19 protein-coding genes are annotated in these 25,495 nt (G+C 68.9%); 10 read left to right on the top strand and 9 right to left on the bottom strand.

Annotated features, from left to right (window positions below; genetic code table 11):
- Nucleotides 1-142 precede the first annotated feature (142 nt).
- A complete protein-coding gene (gene tsaD, locus K206_RS0102780) occupies nt 143-1,171 on the top strand; it encodes a tRNA (adenosine(37)-N6)-threonylcarbamoyltransferase complex transferase subunit TsaD (RefSeq protein WP_020200881.1) in 1,029 nt (342 codons plus the stop codon).
- Nucleotides 1,172-1,223: 52 nt separating this feature from the next.
- Here tsaD and folE2 read toward each other — a convergent pair whose 3' ends face one another.
- The 4 genes from folE2 to K206_RS0102800 form a co-directional block, all read right to left on the bottom strand.
- Nucleotides 1,224-2,027: a GTP cyclohydrolase FolE2 gene (gene folE2, locus K206_RS0102785; RefSeq protein ID WP_020200882.1), complete on the bottom strand. Its 804-nt coding sequence runs from the start codon at nt 2,025-2,027 to the stop codon at nt 1,224-1,226.
- 285 nt (nt 2,028-2,312) lie between these two features.
- A complete protein-coding gene (gene dxs / locus K206_RS0102790; RefSeq protein WP_020200883.1) occupies nt 2,313-4,223 on the bottom strand; it encodes a 1-deoxy-D-xylulose-5-phosphate synthase in 1,911 nt (636 codons plus the stop codon).
- Between the two features lie 57 nt (nt 4,224-4,280).
- Nucleotides 4,281-5,201, bottom strand: a complete 921-nt coding sequence (locus K206_RS0102795; RefSeq protein ID WP_020200884.1) for a polyprenyl synthetase family protein — start codon at nt 5,199-5,201, stop codon at nt 4,281-4,283.
- Nucleotides 5,198-5,500: an exodeoxyribonuclease VII small subunit gene (locus K206_RS0102800; RefSeq protein ID WP_020423639.1), complete on the bottom strand. Its 303-nt coding sequence runs from the start codon at nt 5,498-5,500 to the stop codon at nt 5,198-5,200. The genes K206_RS0102795 and K206_RS0102800 overlap by 4 nt, the downstream gene beginning before the upstream one ends.
- 354 nt (nt 5,501-5,854) lie before the next feature.
- Between K206_RS0102800 and K206_RS0102805 the strand changes: the two genes are divergently transcribed.
- The 3 genes from K206_RS0102805 to K206_RS0102815 all read left to right on the top strand — a co-directional run bounded on the left by K206_RS0102805 (nt 5,855) and on the right by K206_RS0102815 (nt 9,088).
- Nucleotides 5,855-6,958, top strand: a complete 1,104-nt coding sequence (locus K206_RS0102805; RefSeq protein ID WP_020200886.1) for an aromatic ring-hydroxylating dioxygenase subunit alpha — start codon at nt 5,855-5,857, stop codon at nt 6,956-6,958.
- Between the two features lie 273 nt (nt 6,959-7,231).
- Nucleotides 7,232-8,161, top strand: a complete 930-nt coding sequence (locus tag K206_RS0102810; RefSeq protein ID WP_029043166.1) for a DMT family transporter — start codon at nt 7,232-7,234, stop codon at nt 8,159-8,161.
- Between the two features lie 69 nt (nt 8,162-8,230).
- Entirely contained in the window at nt 8,231-9,088 is an 858-nt protein-coding gene (locus tag K206_RS0102815) for a sulfurtransferase (RefSeq protein ID WP_020200888.1), read from the top strand.
- A 24-nt stretch (nt 9,089-9,112) separates the two neighbouring features.
- Here the strand turns inward: K206_RS0102815 and K206_RS0102820 are convergent, their stop codons facing one another.
- The 4 genes from K206_RS0102820 to polA all read right to left on the bottom strand — a co-directional run bounded on the left by K206_RS0102820 (nt 9,113) and on the right by polA (nt 15,393).
- Entirely contained in the window at nt 9,113-9,895 is a 783-nt protein-coding gene (locus tag K206_RS0102820) for a ZIP family metal transporter (protein ID WP_369796860.1), read from the bottom strand.
- Between the two features lie 205 nt (nt 9,896-10,100).
- Nucleotides 10,101-10,973: a dienelactone hydrolase family protein gene (locus K206_RS0102825; RefSeq protein WP_020200890.1), complete on the bottom strand. Its 873-nt coding sequence runs from the start codon at nt 10,971-10,973 to the stop codon at nt 10,101-10,103.
- 100 nt (nt 10,974-11,073) lie between these two features.
- Nucleotides 11,074-12,402: an NAD(P)/FAD-dependent oxidoreductase gene (locus tag K206_RS0102830; RefSeq protein WP_029043167.1), complete on the bottom strand. Its 1,329-nt coding sequence runs from the start codon at nt 12,400-12,402 to the stop codon at nt 11,074-11,076.
- A 177-nt stretch (nt 12,403-12,579) separates the two neighbouring features.
- Complete coding sequence (gene polA / locus K206_RS0102835; RefSeq protein WP_029043168.1) at nt 12,580-15,393, bottom strand: DNA polymerase I; 2,814 nt, start codon at nt 15,391-15,393, stop codon at nt 12,580-12,582.
- A 4-nt stretch (nt 15,394-15,397) separates the two neighbouring features.
- On the opposite strand from polA, the gene K206_RS0102840 reads away from it, so the two are divergent.
- The 4 genes from K206_RS0102840 to K206_RS0102855 all read left to right on the top strand — a co-directional run bounded on the left by K206_RS0102840 (nt 15,398) and on the right by K206_RS0102855 (nt 18,992).
- Nucleotides 15,398-16,336, top strand: a complete 939-nt coding sequence (locus K206_RS0102840) for a TIGR00730 family Rossman fold protein (RefSeq protein ID WP_081651299.1) — start codon at nt 15,398-15,400, stop codon at nt 16,334-16,336.
- Nucleotides 16,337-16,536: 200 nt separating this feature from the next.
- On the top strand, nt 16,537-16,965 hold the full coding sequence (locus K206_RS0102845) for a DUF2782 domain-containing protein (RefSeq protein ID WP_029043170.1): 429 nt from the start codon (nt 16,537-16,539) through the stop codon (nt 16,963-16,965).
- A 237-nt stretch (nt 16,966-17,202) separates the two neighbouring features.
- A complete protein-coding gene (locus K206_RS0102850; RefSeq protein WP_020200895.1) occupies nt 17,203-18,186 on the top strand; it encodes a homoserine kinase in 984 nt (327 codons plus the stop codon).
- 5 nt (nt 18,187-18,191) lie between these two features.
- Nucleotides 18,192-18,992, top strand: a complete 801-nt coding sequence (locus K206_RS0102855) for a BPSS1780 family membrane protein (protein ID WP_020200896.1) — start codon at nt 18,192-18,194, stop codon at nt 18,990-18,992.
- Nucleotides 18,993-19,002: 10 nt separating this feature from the next.
- On the opposite strand, the gene K206_RS0102860 is transcribed toward K206_RS0102855, so the two are convergent.
- Entirely contained in the window at nt 19,003-21,357 is a 2,355-nt protein-coding gene (locus tag K206_RS0102860; RefSeq protein WP_020200897.1) for a UvrD-helicase domain-containing protein, read from the bottom strand.
- 390 nt (nt 21,358-21,747) lie between these two features.
- On the opposite strand from K206_RS0102860, the gene K206_RS0102865 reads away from it, so the two are divergent.
- Entirely contained in the window at nt 21,748-24,615 is a 2,868-nt protein-coding gene (locus K206_RS0102865) for a valine--tRNA ligase (protein ID WP_020200898.1), read from the top strand.
- A gap of 53 nt (nt 24,616-24,668) precedes the next feature.
- On the top strand, nt 24,669-25,495 hold an 827-nt coding region (galU, locus tag K206_RS0102870), incomplete at its 3' end, for a UTP--glucose-1-phosphate uridylyltransferase GalU (protein WP_020423640.1).

Raw genomic sequence — 25,495 nt, forward strand, 5'->3', positions numbered from 1 at the left:
TGGCGAAAGGCCGCGGAAGGCGGGGCCGGCGCCGCTGTGCTACCCTGCTGGCCTTGCGCCAGCGCGCCGGCCGGACGGCCCGCGCGCCGGCGCCAACCGATTGATTTGCCGGCCCGCTTCCGGGCCGGCGCTGCCTGTTCCCATGCTTGTCCTCGGCATCGAATCCTCCTGCGACGAAACCGGCCTGGCCCTCTACGACACCACGGCCGGCCTGCTCGCGCACGCGCTCCATTCGCAGATCGCCATGCACCGCGACTACGGCGGCGTGGTGCCCGAGCTCGCCTCGCGCGACCATATCCGCCGCGTGCTGCCGCTGCTGCGGCAGGTCCTCGGCGAGGCCGGCCGCACCCGCGCCGACATCGACGCGATCGCGTTCACGCAGGGCCCCGGCCTGGCCGGCGCGCTGCTGGTCGGCGCCTCGGTCGCCAACGCGCTCGGCTTTGCCCTCAACGTGCCGATGCTCGGCGTGCATCACCTCGAAGGCCATCTGCTGTCGCCGCTGCTCACGCGCGATCCGCCGCCGTTCCCATTCGTCGCGCTGCTGGTCTCCGGCGGCCACACGCAGTTGATGGAAGTGCGCGGCATCGGCGATTACGCGCTGCTCGGCGAGACCCTCGACGACGCCGCCGGCGAGGCGTTCGACAAGACCGCCAAGCTGCTCGGCCTGAGCTATCCGGGCGGGCCGGAAGTCTCGCGCCTGGCCGAGTTCGGCACGCCCGGCGCCTACGCGCTGCCGCGGCCGATGCTGCATTCGGGCAACCTGGATTTTTCGTTCGCCGGCCTCAAGACCGCGGTGCTGACGCAAACCCGCAAGATGGGCAACGTCTGCGAGCAGGACCGCGCCAACCTCGCGCGCGCGTTCGTGGACGCCATCGTCGACGTGCTGGCCGCCAAGTCGATGGCCGCGCTCAGGCAGACCGGGCACCGCAGGCTGGTGGTGGCCGGCGGCGTGGGCGCCAACCGGCAGTTGCGCGAGCGGCTCGACCAGCTCGCCGCGCAGAGGAAGATCGAGGTGCACTACCCCGACCTGGCGTTCTGCACCGACAACGGCGCGATGATCGCCTTCGCCGGCGCGATGCGCCTGCAGGCCGCGCCGGAACTGGCGCGGCACGACTACGGCTACGGCGTGACGCCGCGCTGGGATCTGTCGGACATCCGCCTGCCGGCGTAGCCGCGGGCACCCGGGCGCGCCGCCGGCGCAAGGCCGGCGGCGGCAGCCCGGATCAGGCGACGCGCTTGTCGCGCTCGATCACGGCGTAGGCGCTGTGATTGTGGATGGACTCGAAGTTCTCCGCCTCGAGCACGTAGGCCACGATGCGCTCGTCCGCGTTGAGGCGCATGGCGATGTCGCGCACCAGGTCCTCGACGAACTTCGGGTTTTCGTAGGCGCGCTCGGTGACGAACTTCTCGTCCGGTCGCTTGAGCAGGCCCCACAGCTCGCACGAGGCTTCTTCCTCGGCCATGCGCACCAGCGCCTCCACCGGCAGGTCGCCCGCCAGCTCGACGTTCATGGTGATGTGCGAGCGCTGGTTGTGCGCGCCGTACTGCGAGATCTTCTTCGAGCACGGGCACAGGCTGGTGACGGGCACCAGCGCCTTGAGAAACACCTTGGCCGCGCCGCCGCGCACTTCGCCGACCAGCGTGACCTCGTAGTCCATCAGCGACTGCACGCCCGACACCGGCGCGACCTTGTTGATGAAATACGGGAAGGTGACTTCGATGCGGCCGGCCTCGGCTTCGAGCTTGAGCAGCATCTTGTCGAGCAGGCGGCGGAAACCGGCGAGCTCGAGCGGCTCGCGCTCTTCCTCGAGCAGCGCCACGAAGCGCGACATGTGCGTGCCCTTCTGGTCCGCCGGCAGGTGCACGTCGAGGTTGAAGGTGCCCACGGTGGCCTGCACGCCGGCCGGCGTCTTCAGCGACAGCGGATAGCGCACGCCCTTCACGCCGACCCGCTGGATGGGGATCTGGCGGGTGTCGAGGCTCGACTGCACGTCGGGCATCACGAAGGCGGGATTGATGTCATTCATACCGGATTCCTAGGTTTCCTCTACGGTCGCGGCATTTTTCGCAGACAACACTGCCGCGCAACGAGTGTGAAACCGCGGGCGACGGCAACCGATGCCTCCCGCAGCTGCGAACACAGAACTTCGGATTTTAAGGGAAATCGCCCGGGGCTGCCGGGAGGGCGGCGATACCCGCACACCAAGCGCGGGATGCCCGGAAGACGGGAGGCGGGAGAAAGGCGGGCCGCGCGGGCGGCATCGCGGAGAACACCGCATGCCCGCCGGCGGCGGGCATGCGTGGCGCGCAGGTCAGGCCGCGCGCGTGGCGACCGTGGCCTGGGCCAGCTTGAAGCGCTCGCGCACCGACTGCTCGATGCCCGGCGCGTCGAGCCCGCACTGCGAAAGCAGGAAGGCGGGGTCGCCGTGGTCGATGAAGCGGTCGGGCAGCCCGAGCTGCAGCACCGGCACGGCGAGGCCGGCGGCGGCCAGCGCCTCGAGCACCGCGCTGCCGGCGCCGCCCATCACGCTGCCTTCCTCGACCGTGACCAGGTAGTCGTGCTCGTGCGCCAGCTTCTTGACCAGCTCAACGTCGAGCGGCTTGATGAAGCGCATGTTGGCCACCGAGGCGTCGAGCGCCTCGGCCGCGGCCAGCGCCGGGTGCAGCATCGAGCCGAACGCCAGGATGGCCACGCGCTGGCCGGCGCGCGCGCCGCTGGCGCGGCGCATCTCGCCCTTGCCCACCGGCAGCGCGGTCAGCGCCGCCTCGGTCGCCACGCCGGCGCCGGCGCCGCGCGGATAGCGCACGGCGGTCGGGCAGTCCTGCTGGAACGCGGTGGTCAGCAACTGGCGGCATTCGTTCTCGTCGGCCGGCGCCATCACCATCATGTTGGGGATGCAGCGCAGGAAGGCGATGTCGTAGGCGCCCGCGTGGGTGGCGCCGTCGGCGCCGACCAGGCCGGCGCGGTCGAGCGCGAACACCACCGGCAGGTTCTGCAGCGCCACGTCGTGGATCAGCTGGTCGTAGCCGCGCTGCAGGAACGTGGAATAGATCGCCACCACCGGCTTGAGGCCCTCGCAGGCCAGGCCGCCGGCGAACGTCACCGCGTGCTGCTCGGCGATGCCCACGTCGTAGTAGCGGTCCGGGAAGCGCTTCTCGAACTCCACCATGCCCGAGCCTTCGCGCATGGCCGGCGTCACGCCCACCAGGCGCGGGTCGGCCGCGGCCATGTCGCACAGCCAGTCGCCGAAGACCTGGGTGTAGGTCTTGCGCGCGGGCTTGGCCGACGGGCGGATGCCTTCGGCCGGGTTGAACTTGCCCGGGCCGTGGTACAGGATCGGGTCGGCCTCGGCCAGCTTGTAGCCCTGGCCCTTCTTGGTGACCACGTGCAGGAACTGCGGGCCGCCGCCTTCGAGCGCGCGCTTGCGGATGTTCTGCAGCGTCGGCACCAGCGATTCGAGGTCGTGCCCGTCGATCGGGCCGATGTAGTTGAAGCCGAACTCCTCGAACATGGTGGCCGGCACCATCATGCCCTTGGCATGTTCCTCGAAGCGCTTGGCGAATTCCAGCACCGGCGGCGCCACCGACAGCACGCGCTCGATGTGCTTCTTGGTCGAGGCGTAGAACTGGCCGCTCATCAGGCGCGCGAGGTGGCGGTTGAGCATGCCGACCGGGGGCGAGATCGACATGTCGTTGTCGTTGAGCACCACCAGCAGCGGCAGGTCCTTGTAGACGCCGGCGTTGTTCATGGCCTCGAAGGCCATGCCCGCGGTCATCGCGCCGTCGCCGATCACGGCGATCGACACGCGCTGCTCGCCCTGCGTGCGCGCGCCCAGCGCCATGCCGAGCGCTGCCGAGATCGAGGTGGACGAGTGCGCGGTGCCGAAGGTGTCGTATTCGCTTTCGGCGCGGCGCGGGAAGCCCGAGATGCCGCCCCACTGGCGCAGCGAGTGCATGCGGTCGCGCCGCCCGGTCAGGATCTTGTGCGGGTAGCTCTGGTGGCCCACGTCCCATACCACGCGGTCTTCCGGGGTATCGAACACATAGTGCAGGGCGATGGTCAGCTCGACCGTGCCGAGGTTGGACGACAGGTGGCCGCCGGTCTGGGACACGGATTCGAGCACGTAGGCGCGGAGTTCGTCGGCCAGCGTCTGGAGCTGGCGCCGGTCCAGCCTGCGAAGGGCGGCGGGGTCGTCTATGGTTTTAAGCAGTGCGTAGGTCATGATGTCCGTTCGGCGGCCGGATTCTTGTGCCCGGTTATCGGTTTTCTACTTATCATTTCAGTTCGAGCGCAGCACGATCAGATCGGCCAGTTCGCCCAGGCGTTTGGCGCGCGCGCCGAACACCGCCAGCGCCTCGTGCGCCGAGGCGCGCAGTTTCGCGGCCAGCTCGCGGGCGGGCTCGAGGCCCATCAGCGAGACGTAGGTCGGCTTGTCGTTGGCGGCGTCCTTGCCGGCGGTCTTGCCCAGCGTGGCGGTATCCGCGGTCACGTCGAGGATATCGTCCACCACCTGGAACGCCAGCCCGACCGCCGCGGCATAGCGGTCGAGCGCGGCCAGGCCGGCCTCGTCCACGCTGCCGCAGCAGGCGCCCATGCGCACGCTGGCGCGCAGCAGGGCACCGGTCTTCATGCGGTGCATCGCCTCGAGCTCGTCGAGCGACATGGCCAGGCCGACGTGCTGCAGGTCGATGGCCTGCCCGCCGGCCATGCCGACCGAGCCCGAGGCCCGGGCCAGCTCCGCCACCAGGCGCATGCGCGCGGCGGCATCGAGCGAGGCCAGCGAGGCCGATTCGGCCAGCACCATGAACGCCTGGGTCTGCAGCGCGTCGCCCACCAGCAGCGCCGTCGCCTCATCATAAGCCTTGTGCACGGTGGGACGGCCGCGGCGCAGGTCGTCGTCGTCCATGCACGGCATGTCGTCATGCACCAGCGAGTACGCATGGATCATCTCCACCGCGCAGGCCGCCGCATCGCAGGCCTCGGGTGCCGCGCCGGCCACTTCGCCGGCGGCATGCACCAGCAGCGGCCGCACGCGCTTGCCGCCGCCGAGCACAGCATACCGCATCGCGTCGTGCAGCCTGGCCGGCACGGCATCGACGGCCGGCAGCTCGGCTTCGAGGGCCTGCTCGGTGCGGGCGCCACGGGCGCGCATCCAGCCGGCGAAATCGCCCGCGTCGGGATTCTGCCTGGATTCGCTCATTCCTGCTCTCCCGGCACCGCGGCGGCTTCGGCGGGCGCGCTCTTGAGCACGTCGCCATCCAGCACCTTGACCTGCTGTTCCACGCGCTCCAGCGTCTGCTGGCAGTACTTCACCAGTTCCGCGCCGCGCTTGTACGCCGCCAGCGAATCTTCCAGCGGCAGCGCGCCGCCTTCCATGCTGGCCACCAGCGCCTCCAGTTCGGCCAGGGCGGCCTCGTAGGATGCTGGCGTCGCGGTGGCGGACCGCTGGTCGGCCGAGGCCGTTCCGGGCTGGGCCGGGGAGCTCGTAGTCTTTGGCATTGCGGGCAATGAATCTGGGGAAGCTGGGATTTTACGCCAAAGCGCGAGATTGGCCGCATCCATGCTCACGCTCGCGCGGCAGCGTTGCCGGAAAGTGACTTGTGCGCTTGGGTCGTCTTTCCGAATGCGCCCGGAACGGCACCTCCATGACGACCCGGGTCGACTTTTTCGCTAAAAAGGCAAAATAATCAGTCCCTTAACTTTTTGGCTCGGGTACAATCCGCGGTTCGTCAGCGCCATCTCACGCCGGGGCCGGGAAGCAGGTCCGGGCGCCGCTGACTGTCTTTCCCAAATCGATTTCTTTTCGATGGTTGGGTTGTTCACTGCTTTCGCCTGTCATAGGGAGTGGGGATAATGTCCAATCTCAGCACCGCGCTGAAACTGGTGCCGGCTGATTCGCAACTGCCCGTCAACGTCTACTTCGACGAGGCGCTGCATCAACAAGAACTGGAACTGCTGTTCAAGAAGGGCCCGGGCTACGTCGGCCATGAACTGATGGTCCCCGAAACGGGCGACTACCAGGCGCTCGCGGCCGAGGAAGAAGGCCGCATCCTGGTGCGCAACGCGGACGGGATCGAGCTCCTGTCCAACGTCTGCCGCCACCGGCAGGCCATCATGCTTAACGGCCGCGGCAACGCGCAGAACATCGTCTGCCCGCTGCACCGCTGGACCTACGACCTGAAGGGCGACCTGCTCGGCGCGCCGCACTTCGACAAGCAGCCGTGCGTGCACCTGAACCGCTCGCCGCTGCAGAACTGGAACGGGCTGCTGTTCGAGGGCGAGCGCGACGTGCGCGCCGACCTTGCGCGCCTGGGCGTGGCCCAGGACCTGAACTTCGACGGCTACATGCTCGACCACGTCGAGATCCACGAGTGCAACTACAACTGGAAGACCTTCATCGAGGTCTATCTGGAGGACTACCACGTCGTGCCGTTCCACCCCGGCCTGGGCAGCTTCGTCTCGTGCGACGACCTGAGCTGGGAGTTCGGCGACTGGCACAGCGTCCAGACCGTGGGCCTGCACGCCGGCCTGAAGCGGCCCGGCAGCCCGACGTACCAGAAATGGCACGACGCGGTGCTGCGCTTCAACAACGGCCAGCTGCCCAAGTACGGCGCGGTCTGGCTGACCTACTACCCCAACATCATGGTGGAGTGGTATCCGAACGTGCTGGTGGTGTCCACGCTGCATCCGCTCGGTCCGGACAAGACCCGCAACGTGGTGGAGTTCTACTACCCCGAGGAAATCGTGCTGTTCGAGCGCGAGTTCGTCGAGGCGGAGCGCGCCGCCTACATGGAAACCTGCATCGAGGACGACGAGATCGCCGAGCGCATGGATGCCGGCCGGCGCGCCCTGCTCAAGCGCGGCGTCAGCGAAACCGGCCCCTACCAGTCGCCGATGGAAGACGGCATGCAGCATTTCCACGAATGGTATCGCCGCGCCATGTCCTTCACCGGGTGAATTGCGGACCGGGGACCTGACGGCCGCGACGGCCGCGACTGCGGCCTGATGCGCAAAACCAACGGAACGGACCGCTCAGGCGGTCCGTTTTGCCTTTGTTGCAGCGCACTCGCGCTGCTACAATCTCCGCTTCCCGTGTGCGCCCGGCTGCGCCCGGCGTCTCGCCGCGCCGCGCGGGCCATTCGCCGCCGCGAAGCCTTTCGCGGGCATGGCCGCCCCGCCCCGGGGCCGGCCGGGCCCGCGCGCTGTCCATTCCTTCCCTGTCGCCCCGCCATGCAATCGCTCTGGATGCTGTTCGCCGCCTTCGCCTTTTCTCTGATGGGGGTGGGCGTCAAGCTGGCATCCGAGCTGTACACCACCGGCGAGATCGTGTTCTACCGCAGCGCGGTCAGCGTGGTCATCATGTGGGTGGTGCTGGCGGGCTCGGGCGTCTCGGTGCGCACGCCGCACATGGTCATGCACATCAAGCGCAGCCTGTTCGGCGTGACCGCGCTGCTGCTGTGGTTCACCTCGATCACGCTGCTGCCGCTGGCCACCGCGATGACGCTGAACTACATGTCGCCGGTGTGGATCGCGCTGATCCTGGGCGCCGGCGCGGCGCTGGCCGGCACGCGCGGGGCCGGCGCGGACCGCAAGCTGATCGGCGCCATCCTGATGTCGTTCGCCGGCGTGCTGTGCCTGCTGCAGCCGTCGGTCGGCAAGGACCAGCTTACCGGCGGCCTGATCGGGCTGATCTCGGGCATCTTCACCGCGCTGGCCTACGTGGAGGTGCGCCAGCTCGGGCAGCTGGGCGAGCCGGAAGGCCGCATCGTGTTCTATTTCTCGGCGGTGGGCATGGTGGTGGGCCTGTGCTGGATGCTGATCGGCGGCGTCCGCCCCCATAGCTGGCACGGCGCGGCGCTGCTGCTGGGCATCGGCATCCTCGCCACGCTGGGGCAGACCGCCATGACGCGCGCCTACAAGCGCGGCAACACGCTGCTCACGGCGAACCTGCAATACGCGGGCATCGTGTTCTCGAGCCTGTGGGGCATGCTGGTCTGGAGCGACAAGCTCAACTGGCTGTCGTGGCTGGGCATGGCGCTGATCATCGCCAGCGGCATCGCCACCACGCTGACGCGCGCGCGCGAGGACACCGCCGGCAGGCAGCCCACCAGCGCCACGCCGCTGCGCTCGCCCGAGGCGGAAGTCCATCCCGAGGTGTAGCATCGACCGTGGCGCGCCATGCCCCGCGCGCGGGCGCGCCCCTGTGCATTTCCAACCAGAGGCCATTCCATGTTCACCACCCTGATTTCCTGCCAGGACCTGCGCGCGCTGCGCGAAGGCAGCGGCCGCCACGGCGTCGTGATCGACTGCACCTTCGACCTGGCAAACCCGGCCGCCGGCCGCGAGGCTTACCACGCCGGCCACCTGCCGGGCGCGTTCTACCTGCACCTGGACAACGAACTGTCCGGCGCCAAGACCGGCAGCAACGGCCGCCACCCGCTGCCCGACCCCGACACGCTGACCGCGCGCCTGCGCGCGCTCGGTGTCGGCACCGGCAGCCAGGTGGTGGCCTACGATGCCCAGGGCGGCATGTTTGCGGCGCGCCTGTGGTGGCTGCTGCGCTGGCTGGGCCACGAGGCCGTGGCGGTGCTGGACGGCGGCAGGAATGCGTGGGTGGCGGCCGGCCTGCCGCTGGAAGCGGGCACCGCGCCCGAGCCGGAGACGCCCGGCGACTTCACGCGCAAGGCCTCGCTGGTGGCCACGGTGGATGCGGACCTGGTGCTCGCCAACCTGGACGCGCCGCGCCGGCTGGTGGTGGACGCGCGCGCGCCCGACCGCTTCCGCGGCGAGAACGAGACGCTGGACCCGGTCGGCGGGCACATTCCCGGCGCGGCCAACCGCTTCTTCAAGGACAACCTGCGGGCCGACGGCAGCTTCAAGCCGGCGGCCACGCTGCGCGAGGAATTCGCCCAGGTGCTGGGCGCCACCCCGGCCAGCGCCGCCATCATGCAGTGCGGCTCCGGCGTGACCGCCTGCCACAACCTGCTGGCGCTGGAAGTGGCGGGCCTGCGCGGCGCCGCCCTGTACCCGGGCTCCTGGAGCGAATGGTGCGCCGACCCGGCGCGGCCGGTGGCCAGCGGCGCCTAGCGCCCCGCGCGCGGCCCGCGCGGCTTACTTGCCGGCCGCCGCCGCGTGCGCGCGGCCGTGGCCGTGGCCTTCGTGCACACCGTTGGTGATGAAGAAGATGGCGCCGATCCCGGCCGCCACCAGCACCATCTGGATGATCGACTCGCGCCAGCGCGGCTTGCGCTGCATCTGCGGCATCAGGTCGCTCACGGCGATGTAGACGAAGCTGCTCGAGGCGATCACCAGCACGTAGGGAATCCAGCCGCTCATCTGGTCGAGCAGGTAGTACCCGACCAGCCCGCCGGCGATGGCCGCCAGGCTCGACAGCAGGTTAAAGGCGAACGCGCGCACCTTCGAGAAACCCGCATTGAGCAGCACGATGAAGTCGCCCACTTCCTGCGGGATCTCGTGCGCGGCGATGGCCAGCGCCGTGACCAGGCCGATGTGCGGATCGGCCAGGAAGGCGGCCGCGATCACGATGCCGTCGGCGAAATTGTGGAAGGTGTCGCCGACCAGGATGGTCAGACCGCTGCGCCCGGCTTCCTCGCGGTCGTGGCCGTGGTGGTGATGGTGCCCGTCGCCCTCGTGGTGGTGCGAGTGGCGCAGCAGCGCGATCTTTTCCAGCAGGAAGAAGCCCAGCAGGCCGGCCAGCAGCGTACCGAACAGCGCGCGCGGATCGGCGCCCGACTCGAACGCCTCCGGCAGCGAATGCAGCAGCGCGGTGGCCAGCAGCACCCCGACCGAGAAGCTCACCATGCGCTCCACCACGCGCGAGGCCACCGTCAGCGACAGCAGCGCCGCTCCGAAGATACTGCCCACCCCGGAGATGGTGGCGGCCAGCAGGATGTAGGCAAGGGTGGAATCGATGATGGGCTCCCGGGACCGGCGATGCGCCCCACGGGGAGCGGCACCGGCCTCAAACGCAACAGTGTTGCAAGAAACGAAGCCCGCATTGTACGTAGATTGGCGCCGACTTTGCAAATGCCGCGTCCGCCGGCCACCCCTGCGCGTGATTACGCGCAATTACATGCGATTACACGCCGTGCTGCCTGAACCACGCCAGGCAGCGCTGCCAGCCGTCCTTGGCGTCCGCGGCGACGTAGCTCGGCCGGTAGTCGGCGTTGAACGCATGACCGGCATCCGGATACACCACGAACACGGACGCGCGGGCGTTGGCATTGTCCGCGGCGGCCAGCGCCGCCTTCATCCGCGCCACGTGCTCCTGCGTGATGCCGGTGTCCTTGGCGCCGTACAGGCCCAGCACCGGCACCTTGAGCTCGCCGGCCACGTCGACCGGGTTGCGCGGCTTGAGCGCGCTGGGCTCGCCCACCAGCTGACCGTACCAGGCCACGGCGGCCTTGAGCTGCCGGTTGCGCGCGGCGTACAGCCAGGCGACGCGCCCGCCCCAGCAAAAGCCGGTGATGGCCAGCCGGCCGGCGTCGCCGCCATTGGCGAAGGCCCACGCCGCGGCGGCGTCGAGGTCGCCCAGCACCTGCGCGTCCGGCACCTTGGCGATCAACTGGGTCTGCAATTCCTGCAAGGTGCCGAAGCTGTTCGGGTCGCCCTGGCGCGCGAACAGCTCGGGCGCGATGGCCAGGTAGCCCAGCTTGGCGAAGCGCCGGCAGATGTCGGCGATATGCTCGTGCACGCCGAAAATCTCGCTCACCACCAGCACCACCGGCAGGTTGGTCTTGCCTTCGGGCTGGGCGCGGTAGGCCGGCATGTTGAAGCCGCTCGAGGCGATGGTGACTTCGCCGGCGGTGAGCCCGGCGAAGTCGGTCTTGATGGTCTGCGCCGACACCGGCAGGACAGCGGCGGCGAATGCCGAGCCCAGCGCGGTCTTGACGAACGCCCGGCGGTCGAAGGACTGTCCGGGTACGAGGCTTTCCACTTCAGGCTTCAGCATGAGGTCTCCTGCTTGGCGGGTTGGGGAGACCGATTCTAAGCAAACATGGCGTACCGCGCACGCCGGAGCCGTGCGCCCTGCCCCACCCTGCTCTCAACCCTCAGTGCAGCTTCACGCGCGGGCTGGTCTTGCTGCGCAGCCAGTGGGTCACGGTATCGAGCGCCATGCGCACGGCGCCGTGCAGCGCCAGCACGTGCATGCGGTACAGCGAGGTGTACATCACGCGCGCCATCAGCCCCTCGATGAACATCGAGCCGCCGATCAGCCCGCCCATCAGGCTGCCCACCGCGCTGAAATGCCCGAGCGACACCAGCGAGCCCAGGTCCTTGAACTGGAACGCCGGCAGCGGCTTGCCGGCCAGGCGCGCGCACAGCGCGCCATAGAGGAAGGTGGCCTGCTGGTGCGCGGCCTGGGCGCGCGGCGGCACCGTGCCCTGCTTCTCCGGCCACGGGCAACTGGCGCAGTCGCCGAAGGCGAAGATGTCCGGATCGGTCTCGCTCTGCAGCGTGGGCCCCACCACGATCTGCCCCATGCGGCTGACCGGCAGGCCGAGCGTAGCCAGCACCGGCGGCGCGGTGATGCCGGCCGCCCACACCGTCAGGTCGGCGTCGATGCGCTTGCCGCTGGCGGTCAGCACCGCGTCCGTGGTGACCTCGGTGACGCGCTCGGCGGTGAAGACGTCGATGCCGAGCTTGTGCAGCAGCTTGGTGGTCTCGGTGGAGACGCGCTCGGACAGCGCCGGCAGGATGCGCGGGCCGGCCTCGATCACGTGGATGCGCACGTCGCGGCGCGGGTCGAGCTGGTGCAGGCCGTAGGCGCTCAGCACGTGCGCGGTGTTGCGCAGTTCCGCCGACAGTTCCACGCCGGTGGCGCCGGCGCCGATGATGGCCACGTCCACGCACGGCCGCCCGTCCGCGCCGACGCGCCCGCCGCCGTTCTGCGCGCGCACGCAGGCCGCGATCAGGCGGCGGCGGAAGCGTTCGGCCTGCGCCACGGTGTCGAGCGCGATGGCGTTGGCGGCGGCGCCCGGCACGCCGAAGAAATGCGTGACGCAGCCGATCGCCAGCACCAGCGTGTCGTAGGGCAGCTCGCGCGCGGGCAGCAGCTCCATGCCGTCGAGGTCGACGCAGGCGGCCACCGAGATGGTCTTGCGGGCGCGGTCGATGCCGGTCAGCTCGCCCTGCTGGAACTCGAAGTCGTGCCAGCGCGCCTGCGCCACGTATTCGAGCTGGTGGGTGTTGGGGTCCATGCTGCCGGCGGCGACTTCATGCAGCAGCGGCTTCCAGATGTGGGTCGGCGAGCGGTCCACCAGCACCACCTGCGCGGCCCCGCTCTTGCCGAGCTTGTCGCCCAGCCGCGTGACCAGTTCCAGCCCGCCCGCGCCACCGCCGACCACGATGATGCGATGCGCCCTTGCCTCTGTACTCATGATCTACCCAGTGTCGTCGATAGGCTTGTTGCCCGGCCGGTGCGCGCGGACCGGCCGGGCCTTGGCGCCAGTCTGCTGCACGGCAGCAGGACTGGCAAGCCGCCATTCACCGATTCAGCGGTCGCTTCAATCGAAACCGGATGCAGGCACGGCGGCGCGCGTGGGCGGGCCCGGCGCTCAGTGCGCTTCTTCCCAGTTGCTGCCGCTGCCCACTTCGGCCACCAGCGGCACGCGCAGCTTCGCCACGTTGCACATCAGCTCCGGCAGCCTGACCTTGACCAGCGCCAGCTCCGCCTCGGGGACTTCCAGCACCAGTTCGTCGTGCACCTGCATGATCTGGCGCGTGCCGAGCCGGTCCGCCTCGAGCCAGTCCTGCACGGCGATCATCGACAGCTTGATGAGGTCGGCCGCGGTGCCCTGCATCGGCGCGTTGATGGCCGCGCGCTCGGCGCCCTGGCGGCGCGGGCCGTTGCCGCCGTTGATGTCCGGCAGCCACAGGCGGCGGCCGAACACGGTCTCGACGAAGCCCTGCTCGCGCGCGGTCTGGCGCGTCTCTTCCATGTAGTGCGCCACGCCCGGATAGCGCATGAAATAGCGGTCGATGTAGTGCCGCGCGGCCTCGCGCTCGATGCCGAGATTGCTGGCCAGGCCGAACGCGCTCATGCCGTAGATCAGGCCGAAGTTGATGACCTTGGCGTAGCGGCGCTGCTCGCTGCTGACCGCGGCCGGGTCCACGCCGAAGATTTCCGCGGCGGTGGCGCGGTGCACGTCCGCGCCCTCGGCGAACGCGCGCGTCAGGTTCTCGTCGCCCGAGATATGGGCCATGATGCGCAGCTCGATCTGCGAGTAGTCGGCCGAGACGATCACGTTGCCGGGGCCGGCGATGAACGCCTCGCGGATGCGGCGGCCTTCCTCGGTGCGCACCGGGATATTCTGCAGGTTGGGGTCGGTCGAGGCCAGGCGCCCCGTCACCGCGGTGGCCTGCCCGTAGCTGGTGTGCACGCGCCCGGTGGCCGCGTTGACCATCTTGGGCAGCTTGTCGGTATAGGTGGACTTGAGCTTGGACAGGCCGCGGTAGTCCAGCAGCAGCTTGGGCAGCGGATAGTCCTCGGCCAGCTTCTGCAGCACCTCTTCGTCGGTGGAGGGCGCGCCGCTGGCGGTCTTCTTGACCACCGGCAGCTTCATCTGGCCGAACAGGATCTCGCCGATCTGCTTGGGCGAGCCGAGGTTGAACGGCTGGCCGGCCGCGTCGTAGGCGGCCTGCTCGAGCTCCAGCATGCGCTGGCCGAGCTGCGCGCTCTGCGCGGCCAGGCGCCCGGCGTCGATCAGCACGCCGTTGCGCTCGATCTTCTGCAGCACCACCGAGACCGGCATCTCGATCTTCTCGTAGACGTAGAGCAGCTTGTCCAGCGCCTCGAGCTGCGGGTACATGTTGCGGTGCAGGCGCAGCGTGACGTCGGCATCCTCGGCGGCGTACTCGGTGGCGCGCGCGATGTCGATCTGGTCGAAGCAGATCTGGTTCACGCCCTTGCCGCACACTTCCTCGTAGGTGATGGTCTTGAGGCCGAGCAGGCGCTCGGCCAGGCTGTCCATGCCGTGGTTGCGGTGCGAGGCCAGCACGTAGCTCTGCAGCATGGTGTCGTGCGCGACGCCGCGCAGCGCCACGCCGTGGTTGGCGAACACGTGCACGTCGTACTTGAGATGCTGGCCGAGCTTGGCGCGCGACGGGTCTTCGAGCCACGCGCGCATGCGCCCGAGCACGAACTCGCGCGACAACTGGCCGCGCCCTTCCAGGCCCACCACGTCGGGGCCGGCGTGGGCCACCGGGATATAGACCGCCTCGCCCGGCTCGATCGACATCGAGATGCCGACCATCTGCGCCTGCATCGGGTCGAGCGAAGTGGTCTCGGTGTCGATGGCCACCAGCGGCGCGGCTTCCACGCGGCGCATGAATACTTCCAGCTCGGCCTCGGTGGTGATGGCTTCGTAGCGGATCTGCGCCGGTGCGGCATCGAACAGCCCGCCCTGGGCCGGGCCGGCGGCCGGGCCATTCCCCTGCGCGCTACCCTGCGGCAGCGGCTCGCCGGCGCGCGCGCGCGCCTGGGCGCGCGGATCGGGCAGGCTCTCGCCGGTGGCTTCGCGCAGCCAGGTCTTGAAGCCGTAGCGCGAGAAGAACTCGACCAGCTTCTCCCTGTCCTCGCCGGCGTCCTTGAGATGGTGGAAATCGCCCAGCGCGGCCGTCAGGTCGCAGTCGGTCTTGACCGTCACCAGCTCGCGCGCCCTGGGCAGCCACGCCAGCGTGTTGCGCAGGTTCTCGCCGACCACGCCCTTGATGCCGGCGGCATTGGCCATGATGTCGTCGAGCGTGCCGTATTCGGTCAGCCACTTGACCGCGGTCTTGGGCCCCACCTTGGGCACGCCGGGCACGTTGTCCACCGCGTCGCCGATCAGCGAGAGATAGTCGACGATGCGCTGCGGCGGCACGCCGAACTTGGCCACCACGCCGGGCGGGTCGAGCACCTCGCCGCTCATGGTGTTGACCAGCGTGACATGCTCGTCCACCAGTTGCGCGAGGTCCTTGTCGCCGGTGGAGACCACCGTGCGCATGCCCTCGGCGGTGGCCTGGCGCGCCAGCGTGCCGATCACGTCGTCGGCCTCCACGCCGTCCACCACCACGATGGGCCAGCCTAGCGCGCGCACCGCGTCGTGGATCGGCTCGATCTGCCTGGCCAGATCCTCGGGCATCGAGGGGCGATGCTCCTTGTAGGCGGGGTAGAGATCGTCGCGGAAGGTCTTGCCCTTGGCGTCGAACACGCAGGCGCTATACTCTGCCGGAAAATCGTTGCGCAGCTTGCGCAGCATATTGATCATGCCGTAGATTGCCCCTGTGGGCAGCCCCTCCGCGTTCCTCAGGTCCGGCAGGGCGTGATACGCGCGATACAAATAGCTCGACCCATCGACGAGCAAGAGTGTTTTTGGACTATCCGACATTCCCATGGACTCAAAATTGACTGGTGCCGCCGCAGGCGGTGCGAACGCCGCTCCCCGCTCGGACGCGGCAGGCGCCGCCGAACCGGCCGCGGCACTCAAGCAGGCCGCGCAGGGCAGCATGACCACCGCGGCCGATATGGATGTGAACGTGACGGTCAGCGCCGCTGCCGAGGGCCCCGGAGATACGTCCCCCGCCGCCGGCATCCGCGCCAACCCGCGCAAGATGATTCCCAGCCTGCGCGCGCTGGCCGACGAAGACCGCGCCACCGCAAAGAAAGCACGCGCTTCGTGGCAAATGTTCACGATTATGGCAGAGTTCATCGAGGCGACCGAGTACCTCTCGGAGATCCGCCCGGCGGTGTCGATCTACGGCAGCGCGCGCCTGCGCGAGGATTCGCCGTACTACCAGCGCACCATCGAGATCGCGCGCCTGTTCTCGGACGCCGGCTTCGCCGTGATCTCGGGCGGCGGCCCCGGCATCATGGAAGCCGCCAACAAGGGCGCCCACGCCGGCAAGTCGGCCAGCGTCGGCCTGAACATCGAGCTGCCGCACGAACAGCAGGGCAATCCGTACCAGGACATCGCCATGCGCTTTCGCCACTTCTTCACGCGCAAGGTCACTTTCGTCAAGAACTCGGACGCCTTCATCGTGATGCCGGGCGGCTTCGGCACGCTCGACGAACTCGCCGAGGTGCTGACCCTGGTGCAGACCGGCAAGTCGCGCGCGGTGCCGGTGGTGCTGTTCGGCAGCCGCTTCTGGAAGGGCCTGCTCGACTGGTTCCGCTTCACGCTGCTGCCGATGGGCCTGATCGCCGAGCACGACCTCGACCTGATGAAGATCGTCGACGAGCCGCATGAAGTGCTCGAAGCGGTATATGAATACTACGAGCAGCGCGGCGGCGACAACCCGATCCCGCCCAAGGAGGAGATGTTCTACCTGTAGTGCCGCCTGTCATGCCGCCGGCCGTGCCACGGGCAGGCCGGCGCGCGCGCCCGGGTGCCCGGCGGATCACCGCGGGAGCCCGGCGCGGGCAGGAATTGCTAGAATGGAAGCCTGATCCACTGCCAAAGCCCGGCGCCGCCGGGCTGCAGCGCCATTCGCGATGCAGCATGCCCGATTGCTGGATCGCACAGGAGCCCTGAATGACCTCCCCCTCCCTCCTGGCCGCCGCGAGCGCGGGCGCGCCGGAGCAGCCGTTCCCGGCATCCGCCCGGATGCTGGCCGCCGCCGTCCTGCTGGCGCTCGGCGTGCCGTTCGCGGCGCTGGCGCAGCAAGGCACCGAACAGGTCGGCGGCGCGCTGACCCAGCAAGAGCTCAACGAGATCAACAACAGCCCGATCGCCCCGCCGGCCAAGACGCAGCTCAACCAGCCGCGCGAGCCGAGCTTCCAGCTCAACGAGCCGGACGGCACGCAGATCCGGGAGTACCGCAACAAAGGCCAGGCCACGGACATCGAGGTCAAGTCCGGGGTCGGCACCAAGTACCAGATGAGCAAGCCGGAGGACAGCTCGCCGAAGATCCGCGACCGCGAAATGAACCGCGTGCCGTCGGTCAACGTGCTGCAGTTCTGAGCCATGCGCGGGCCGGATGACACAATCCGGCCCGTGCGCGGGGCCTCCGGGCCATGACGCCGGCATGCGGCCGCGGGCGCTTGCGCCCGGAGACGCGTCCGGCTACCGCTTTTCCGATTTCCCACGACCCCGCCAGGCCAGCGCGGCGGGGCCGCGCCGGCAACATCCGGCATCCACGCCGCGGCGATGCGCAAGCGTTTGCGCGCGCCGCCATCCGTTTCGATTCACACAAAGAGTATGGCCGTATTCACCACGGTCTCGCCGGACGAGATCGCCAGTTGGCTCCTTGACTACGACCTGGGCGAAATGCGCGAATTGCGCGGCATCGCCTCGGGCATCGAGAACAGCAATTTCTTCCTGACCACGGAGCGGGAGGATGGCACGCACGAGTACGTGCTGACCATCTTCGAGCGGCTGACCTTCGCGCAGCTGCCGTATTACCTGCACCTGATGGCCCACCTGGCCGGGCACGGCATCCGCGTGCCGGCGCCGGTGCCGGGCCGCGACGGCGAGATCCTGCGCGCGCTCAAGGGCAAGCCGGCCACCATCGTCACGCGCCTGCCGGGCAGCTCGCAGCTCGCGCCCGCGGCCGGGCACTGCGCCGAGGTCGGCGACATGCTCGCGCGCATGCACCTGGCCGGCCAGAGCTATCCGCGCCAGCAGCCCAACCTGCGCAGCCTGCCGTGGTGGCAGCAGACCGAGGCCGAGATCCTGCCGTTCCTCGATGCCGGCCAGCGCGCGCTGCTGCAGCAGGAACTGGCGCACCAGGCCGCCTTCTTCCACGGCGCCGACTACGCCGCGCTGCCGGGCGGCCCCTGCCACTGCGACCTGTTCCGCGACAACGCCCTGTTCGAGACCGACGGGCACGGCCACGACAAGCTCGGCGGCTTCTTCGACTTCTACTTCGCCGGCAACGACAAGTGGCTGTTCGACCTGGCCGTCACCGTCAACGACTGGTGCATCGACCTGGCCAGCGGCGCGCTCGACGACACGCGCGCCCGCGCGCTGCTGCGGGCCTATCATGCGGTAAGGCCGCTGGGCGCGGTCGAGGCGGCACGCTGGCGCGACATGCTGCGCGCCGGCGCGCTGCGTTTCTGGGTCTCGCGCCTGTGGGACTTCTACCTCCCGCGCGAAGCCGACATGCTGCAGCCGCACGACCCGACCCATTTCGAACGCATCCTGCGCCGGCGCATCGAAGCCGCCGCGCTGCCCTGGACCTGAGCATCATGCAATTACTGGAAGTTTCCGCCAAGGAAGGTTATGTCTGGTTCCGCCAGGGCGTCTGGCTGTTCCGCAAGAACCCGCTCGCCTTCCTGATGCTGCTGTTCATCTACCTGATCGCCGCGCAACTGGCCGTGTTCGTGCCGCTGATCGGCATCATCGCGCTGCTGGTGATCACCCCCGGGCTGTCGGTCGGCATCATGACCGCCTGCCGCGAGGTGATCCAGAACAAGCGGGTGCTGCCCACCGTGCTGCTGGCGGGATTCCGCGCCAACGGCAAGCTGGCCAGCCGCAACCTGCTGGTGCTCGGCGGCATCTACGCCGCGCTGGTGTTCGTGCTGAGCCTGATCGCCGGCAGCCTGGTGGACATCAGCACGCTGGTGCCGATCCTGCTCAAGGAGGAAGCGCCCTCGCCCGACGCCGTGCGCCAGCTGTATTTCGCGCTGATGATCGGCGCCGCGCTGTACACGCCGATCGCCATGATGTTCTGGTTCGCCCCGCTGCTGACCGCGTGGCACAACGTGCCGCCGGTCAAGGCGCTGTTCTTCAGCTGGACCGCGTGCTGGCGCAACCGCGGCGCCTTCCTGGCCTACGCGGTGGTGTTCGCGGTGCTGCTGGTGGCGATTCCGTTCTTCCTCGAGGCGCTGTTCGGCGCGCTCGGCGCCGAGACCCTGCTCTCGTTCCTGGTCACGCCGTACTCGCTGCTGATGCTGGCGATCATGTACTGCTCGTTCTACGCGACCTACCGCGGCTGCTTCAACGTGGTACCGGAAAACCCGGCCGGCAGCCTCGACACCGCGGCATGACGGCGCGCCTTCAGTCGATCGGATCCAGCTTCGCGACCGACAGCGCCAGCCACTTGGCGCCGTGGCGCTTGAACTCGATGTTGGCGCGCGCATCGGCGCCGTCGCCCTCGAGCGCCTTGATGACACCCTCGCCGAACTTGTTGTGGAACACGCTCTGGCCGATGCGCAGGCCGGAGCCGGCCTCGCGCTTGGCGTCGGCGTAGCCGTTGCCGGTATCCATGCCGCCGGTGGGCTTCGTGCCCGAGTAGGGCACGTCCTCGGGCTTCTTGAACCAGTCGCGGCCCCAGCCGCTTTCGCTCTGCTGGCGGCGCTGCGCGCCGTAGGACGGCGCCTGCGGCTGCAGCCATTTGAGCGCTTCCTCGGGCAACTCCTCGAAGAAGCGCGAGCGCACGTGATAGCGCATCTGCCCGTGCAGCACGCGGCTCTGCGCGAACGACAGGTAGAGCCGCTCGCGCGCGCGCGTGATGGCCACGTACATCAGGCGGCGCTCTTCCTCCAGCCCGTCGGCCTCGTTGGCGCTGTTCTCGTGCGGGAACAGGCCCTCCTCCAGCCCGGTGATAAACACCGCGTTGAACTCCAGCCCCTTGGCCGCGTGCACGGTCATCATCTGCACCGCGTCCTGGCCGGCCTGCGCCTGGTTGTCGCCGGCCTCGAGCGAGGCGTGGGTCAGGAAGGCCACCAGCGGCGTCATCACCACCGGCAGCGCCTCGGGGTCCAGCACCTGCTGCGCCTGGTCGCCGTCGGCCAGCGCCGGCGCTGCCGGCGCGCCGTCGCGCCCGACCGGGATCGCGCTGGCCAGCGCGTCCAGGCCGTAGCCTTCCTCCATCACGAAGGCCTGCGCCGCCGTCACCAGTTCCTGCAGGTTCTCGATGCGGTCCTGGCCTTCCTTCTCGCCGCGGTAATACTCGATCAGGCCGCTGGTGTTGGTCACGTACTCGACCGTCTCCGGCAGCGTCAGGCGGCGCGTCTCGGCGTGCATCTTCTCGATCAGCCGCACGAAGGCGCCGAGCGTGCTGCCGGCCTTGCCGGGCACGTAGGCCACCGCCTCGGCCAGCGAGCAGTCGTACTGGCGCGCGGCGTCCTGCAGCGCCTCCAGCGAGCGCGCGCCGATGCCGCGCGCGGGGAAGTTCACCACGCGCCCGAAGGCGGCGTCGTTGCGCGGGTTCTCCAGCAGTTGCAGGTAGGCCAGCGCGTGCTTGACTTCGGCGCGCTCGAAGAAGCGCAGGCCGCCGTACACGCGGTACGGGATGCCCGACGAGAACAGCGCGTGCTCGATCACGCGCGACTGCGCGTTGCTGCGGTAGAGGATGGCGATCTCCGCGCGGCTCATGCCCTGCGCCACCAGGTCGCGGATCTCCTCCACCATCCAGGCCGCTTCCTGGCCGTCCGAGCCCGCCTGGAACACCCGCACCGGCTCGCCGTGGCCGGCGTCGGTGCGCAGGTTCTTGCCCAGGCGGCGCGCGTTGTGCGCGATCAGGTGGTTGGCCGAATCGAGGATGTGGCCGTGCGAGCGGTAGTTCTGCTCGAGCTTGATCATGTGGCGCACGCGGAACTCATGCTCGAAATCGCGCATGTTGCCCACGTTGGCGCCGCGGAACGCATAGATGCTCTGGTCGTCGTCGCCCACCGCGAACACCGCGGCCGGGTTGGGCGTGCCGAAGCCGGCCAGCAGCTTGAGCCAGCGGTACTGCAGCACGTTGGTGTCCTGGAACTCGTCCACCAGGACGTGGCGGAAGCGGTGCTGGTAATGCTGGCGGATAGCGTCGTGGTAGCGCAGCAGCTCGTAGCAGCGCAGCAGCAGCTCGGCGAAGTCGACCACGCCTTCGCGCTGGCACTGCTGGTCGTAGGCGGCGTAGAGGTCGACGAAGCGGCGGTTGAAGTCGTCGTTGGCCTCCACGTCGGCCGGGCGCAGGCCCTGCTCCTTGGCGTTGTTGATGAAGTACTGCAGGCTCTTGGGCGGGTACTTCTCGTCGTCCACGTTGAGCGACTTGAGCAGGCGCTTGAGCGCCGAGAGCTGGTCCTGGCTGTCGAGGATGGCGAAGGTCTGCGGCAGCCCGGCGTCGCGGAAATGCGCGCGCAGCATGCGGTTGCACAGGCCGTGGAAGGTGCCGATCCACATGCCGCGCGTGTTGATCGGCAGCATCGCGGTGAGCCGCGCGGTCATTTCCTTGGCGGCCTTGTTGGTGAACGTCACCGCCAGCAGGCCGGCCGGCGACACGCGCCCGTTCTGGATCAGCCAGGCGATGCGCGTGGTCAGCACGCGGGTCTTGCCGCTGCCCGCGCCCGCCAGGATCAGTGCCGGTTCGTCAGGCAGGGTGACGGCGGCAAGTTGTTCGGCGTTGAGATTGGCAAGCAGGTCGGACATCGGGAGGCCTTGTGGAATGCCGGGAATTATACCGGGGCGCCTCCATTGCCCGTGCCTGCGGCCCGGCGTGGTCCGGCGCCGGCCCGCGCGGGGCCGCAGACATGGCCGCCGGGCCACGTGATCCCCTCGCAGGAAGTATCCGGAAATCCACCCAGCGCGCGCGGACGGCGGCAAAATGGCGCCCGGATTGCGCAGGCATCGTGGCCCGGTGCCCGCGGATCGCGCCCGGATCGGCGTCCCGGCTCGCCCCGGGGACGGCGCGGAACCGGCCTGCGCGGGGTCTTTTCCCGCGCAGGCATCCCGCCTCCCCTATAATTTGACGTTTTCCCCGGCGCGTTTGCCCCGCCCGCCTGGGCCGCAGAATCCGACGCAATCATCGACACCCCGAGCATGACCGCCCAAGACCAGTCCCTTGCCAAGAGCTTCGAACCCGCCGCCATTGAGGCCAAGTGGGGCCCAGAGTGGGAGAAGCGCGGCATCGCGAAGCCGACCCTAGACTCGGACCGCCCCGATTTCTGCATCCAGCTGCCGCCGCCCAATGTGACCGGCACGCTGCACATGGGCCATGCCTTCAACCAGACCATCATGGACGGCCTGGCCCGCCACGCGCGCATGTCCGGCGCCAACACGCTGTGGGTGCCCGGCACCGACCACGCCGGCATCGCCACCCAGATCGTGGTGGAGCGCCAGCTCGAGTCCCAGGGCGTCTCGCGCCACGAGCTCGGCCGCGAGAAGTTCACCGAGAAGGTGTGGGCCTGGAAGGAAGAGTCCGGCTCGACCATCACGCGCCAGATCCGCCGCATGGGCGCCTCGATCGACTGGAGCCACGAATATTTCACGATGTCGCCGGAGATGTCGAAGGCGGTCACCGAAGTGTTCGTGCGCCTGTACGAGCAGGGCCTGATCTACCGCGGCAAGCGCCTGGTCAACTGGGACCCGGTGCTGGGCACCGCGGTGTCCGACCTGGAAGTGGAGAACGTCGAGGAAGAAGGCTCGATGTGGCACATCCGCTATCCGCTCACCGAAGCCGACGGCGTGCGTGGCCTGACCCACCTGACCGTGGCCACCACCCGCCCGGAAACCATGCTGGGCGACGTCGCCGTGATGGTGCACCCGGAAGACGAGCGCTATGCGCACCTGATCGGCAAGTCGGTGCGCCTGCCGCTGACCGGCCGCGACATCCCGGTCATCGCCGACGACTACGTCGACCGCGAATTCGGCACCGGCGTGGTCAAGGTCACGCCGGGCCATGACTTCAACGACTATGCGGTGGGCCAGCGCCACGGCCTGCCGCAGCTGTCCATCCTCACGCTCGACGCCAGGATCGTCGCCAACGCGCCGGCGGCCTACGCCGGGCTGGACCGCTTCGACGCGCGCAAGCGCATCGTCGACGACCTCGACGCGCAGGGCCTGCTGGCCGAGGTCAGGAAGCACAAGCTGATGACGCCGCGCAGCGAGCGCACCGGCAGCGCCATCGAGCCGATGCTGACCGACCAGTGGTTCGTCGCCATGAGCAAGCCGGCGCCCGAAGGCACCTTCTACCCGGGCCGCTCGATCGCCGAGGTGGCGCTCGAGGCCGTGCGCGGCGGCGAGATCAAGCTGATCCCGGAGAACTGGAACAGCACCTACAACCAGTGGCTGGAGAACATCCAGGACTGGTGCATCTCGCGCCAGCTCTGGTGGGGCCACCAGATCCCGGCCTGGTACGACGACAGCGGCAAGTGCTTCGTCGCGCGCACCGAGGAAGACGCGCGCGCGCAGGCAGCGGCCGCCGGCAGCACCGGCGCGCTGCGCCGCGAGGACGACGTGCTCGACACCTGGTTCTCGTCCGCGCTGGTCCCGTTCTCGTCGCTCGGCTGGCCCGCCGAGACGCCCGAACTGCAGCACTTCCTGCCGTCGTCGGCACTTGTCACCGGCTACGACATCATCTTCTTCTGGGTGGCGCGCATGGTCATGATGACCAAGCACTTCACCGGCAAGGTGCCTTTCCACACCGTTTATGTGCACGGCCTGGTGCGCGACTCGGAAGGCAAGAAGATGAGCAAGTCCGAGGGCAACACGCTCGACCCGGTGGACCTGATCGACGGCATCGAGCTCGAGCCGCTGCTCAAGAAGCGCACCACCGGCCTGCGCCGCCCCAAGGACGCGCCCAAGATCGAGAAGAAGACCCGCAAGGAATTCCCCGACGGCATTCCCGCCTTCGGCGCGGACGCGCTGCGCTTCACCTTCGCCTCGCTGGCCACGCTGGGCCGCAACATCAATTTCGACACCGGCCGCTGCGAGGGCTACCGCAACTTCTGCAACAAGCTGTGGAACGCCACCCGCTTCGTGCTGATGAACACCGAAGGCCATGACTGCGGCATGGGCCCGTGCAACAACGACTGCGGCCCGGACGGCTACCTGGACTTCTCCCAGGCCGACCGCTGGATCGTGTCGCTGCTGCAGCGCGTGGAGGGCGAAGTGGAAAAGGGCTTCGCCGAATACCGCTTCGACAATATCGCCAGCGCCATCTACAAGTTCGTGTGGGACGAATACTGCGACTGGTACCTCGAACTGGCCAAGGTGCAGATCCAGAACGGCACGCCGGCGCAGCAGCGCGCCACGCGCCGCACGCTGCTGCGCGTGCTGGAGACGGTGCTGCGCCTGGCCCATCCGATCATCCCCTTCATCACCGAGGAACTGTGGCAGAAGGTGGCCCCGCTCGCCGGCCGCGCCAGGGGCGACGGCAGCGAGACGCTGGCGCTGCAGGCCTACCCGCTGCCGGCCGTGGCCAAGATCGACGAGGCCGCCGAGCAGTGGACCGCGCAGCTCAAGGCGGTGGTCGACGCCTGCCGCAACCTGCGCGGCGAGATGAACATCTCGCCGGCCCAGCGCATCCCGCTCTACGCGCAGGGCGACAGCGCCTTCCTGGCCTCGGCCCAGGCCTATGTGCAGGCGCTGGCGAAACTTTCCGAGGTGAAGGTATTCGAAGACGAGAACGCCCTGATGACGGAAGGCGCCGGCGCGCCGGTGGCCATCGTCGGCGGTAATCGCCTGCTGCTGAAGATCGAGATCGACGTGGCCGCCGAGCGCGCGCGCCTGTCCAAGGAAATAGAGCGCCTCAGCGCCGAGATCGGCAAGTGCCGCGGCAAGCTTTCCAACGAGAGCTTCGTCGCCAAGGCACCGCCGGCCGTGGTCGCGCAGGAAACCCAGCGTCTGTCCGATTTCGAACAGACACTGGGCAAGCTCCAGGATCAACTGGGGCGTCTGCCGGCATGAGCTTTGCGTCACCAGCAGGGTTGTCTACACCGAAACGATAAGGAATACCTGTTATGGAAACCCGTGTCACCAAGGCTGTCTTCCCCGTAGCCGGTCTCGGCACCCGCTTCTTGCCCGCTACCAAGGCCAGCCCCAAGGAAATGCTGCCGGTGGTCGACAAGCCCCTGATCCAGTACGCGGTGGAAGAAGCGATGGCCGCCGGCATCACCGAAATGATCTTCGTGACCGGGCGCTCCAAGCGCGCCATCGAGGACCATTTCGACAAGGCCTACGAGCTCGAGGCCGAGCTGGAAGCCAAGAACAAGCAGGCGCTGCTGTCGCTGGTGCGCTCGATCAAGCCGTCGCACGTGGAATTCTTCTACGTGCGCCAGCCCGAGGCGCTCGGGCTCGGCCACGCCGTGCTGTGCGCCGAAAAGCTGGTCGGCGACGCACCGTTCGCGGTCATGCTGGCCGACGACCTGCTCGACGGCGACCCGCCCGTGATGAAGCAGATGACGGACCTGTACGGCCACTACAACTGCTCCGTGCTGGGCGTGGAAGAAATCGCGCCCGAGCAGAGCCGCTCCTACGGCGTGGTCGACGGCCGCGAATGGGACGAAGGCGTGATCAAGGTCTCGGGCATCGTCGAAAAGCCCGCGCCCGAGGATGCCCCTTCCAACCTCGGCGTGGTCGGCCGCTACATCCTGACGCCGCGCATCTTCGACCATATCCGCAGCCTCAAGCCGGGCGCCGGCGGCGAGTACCAGCTCACCGACGCGATCGGCTCGCTGCTCGGCCAGGAACAGGTGCTGGCCTACCGCTACAAGGGCGTGCGCTACGACTGCGGCAGCAAGCTCGGCTACCTCAAGGCCACCGTGGAGTTCGCGCTCAAGCACCCGGA

This window comes from Cupriavidus sp. WS (genome assembly GCF_000395345.1).
GTDB lineage: Bacteria > Pseudomonadota > Gammaproteobacteria > Burkholderiales > Burkholderiaceae > Cupriavidus > Cupriavidus basilensis_B.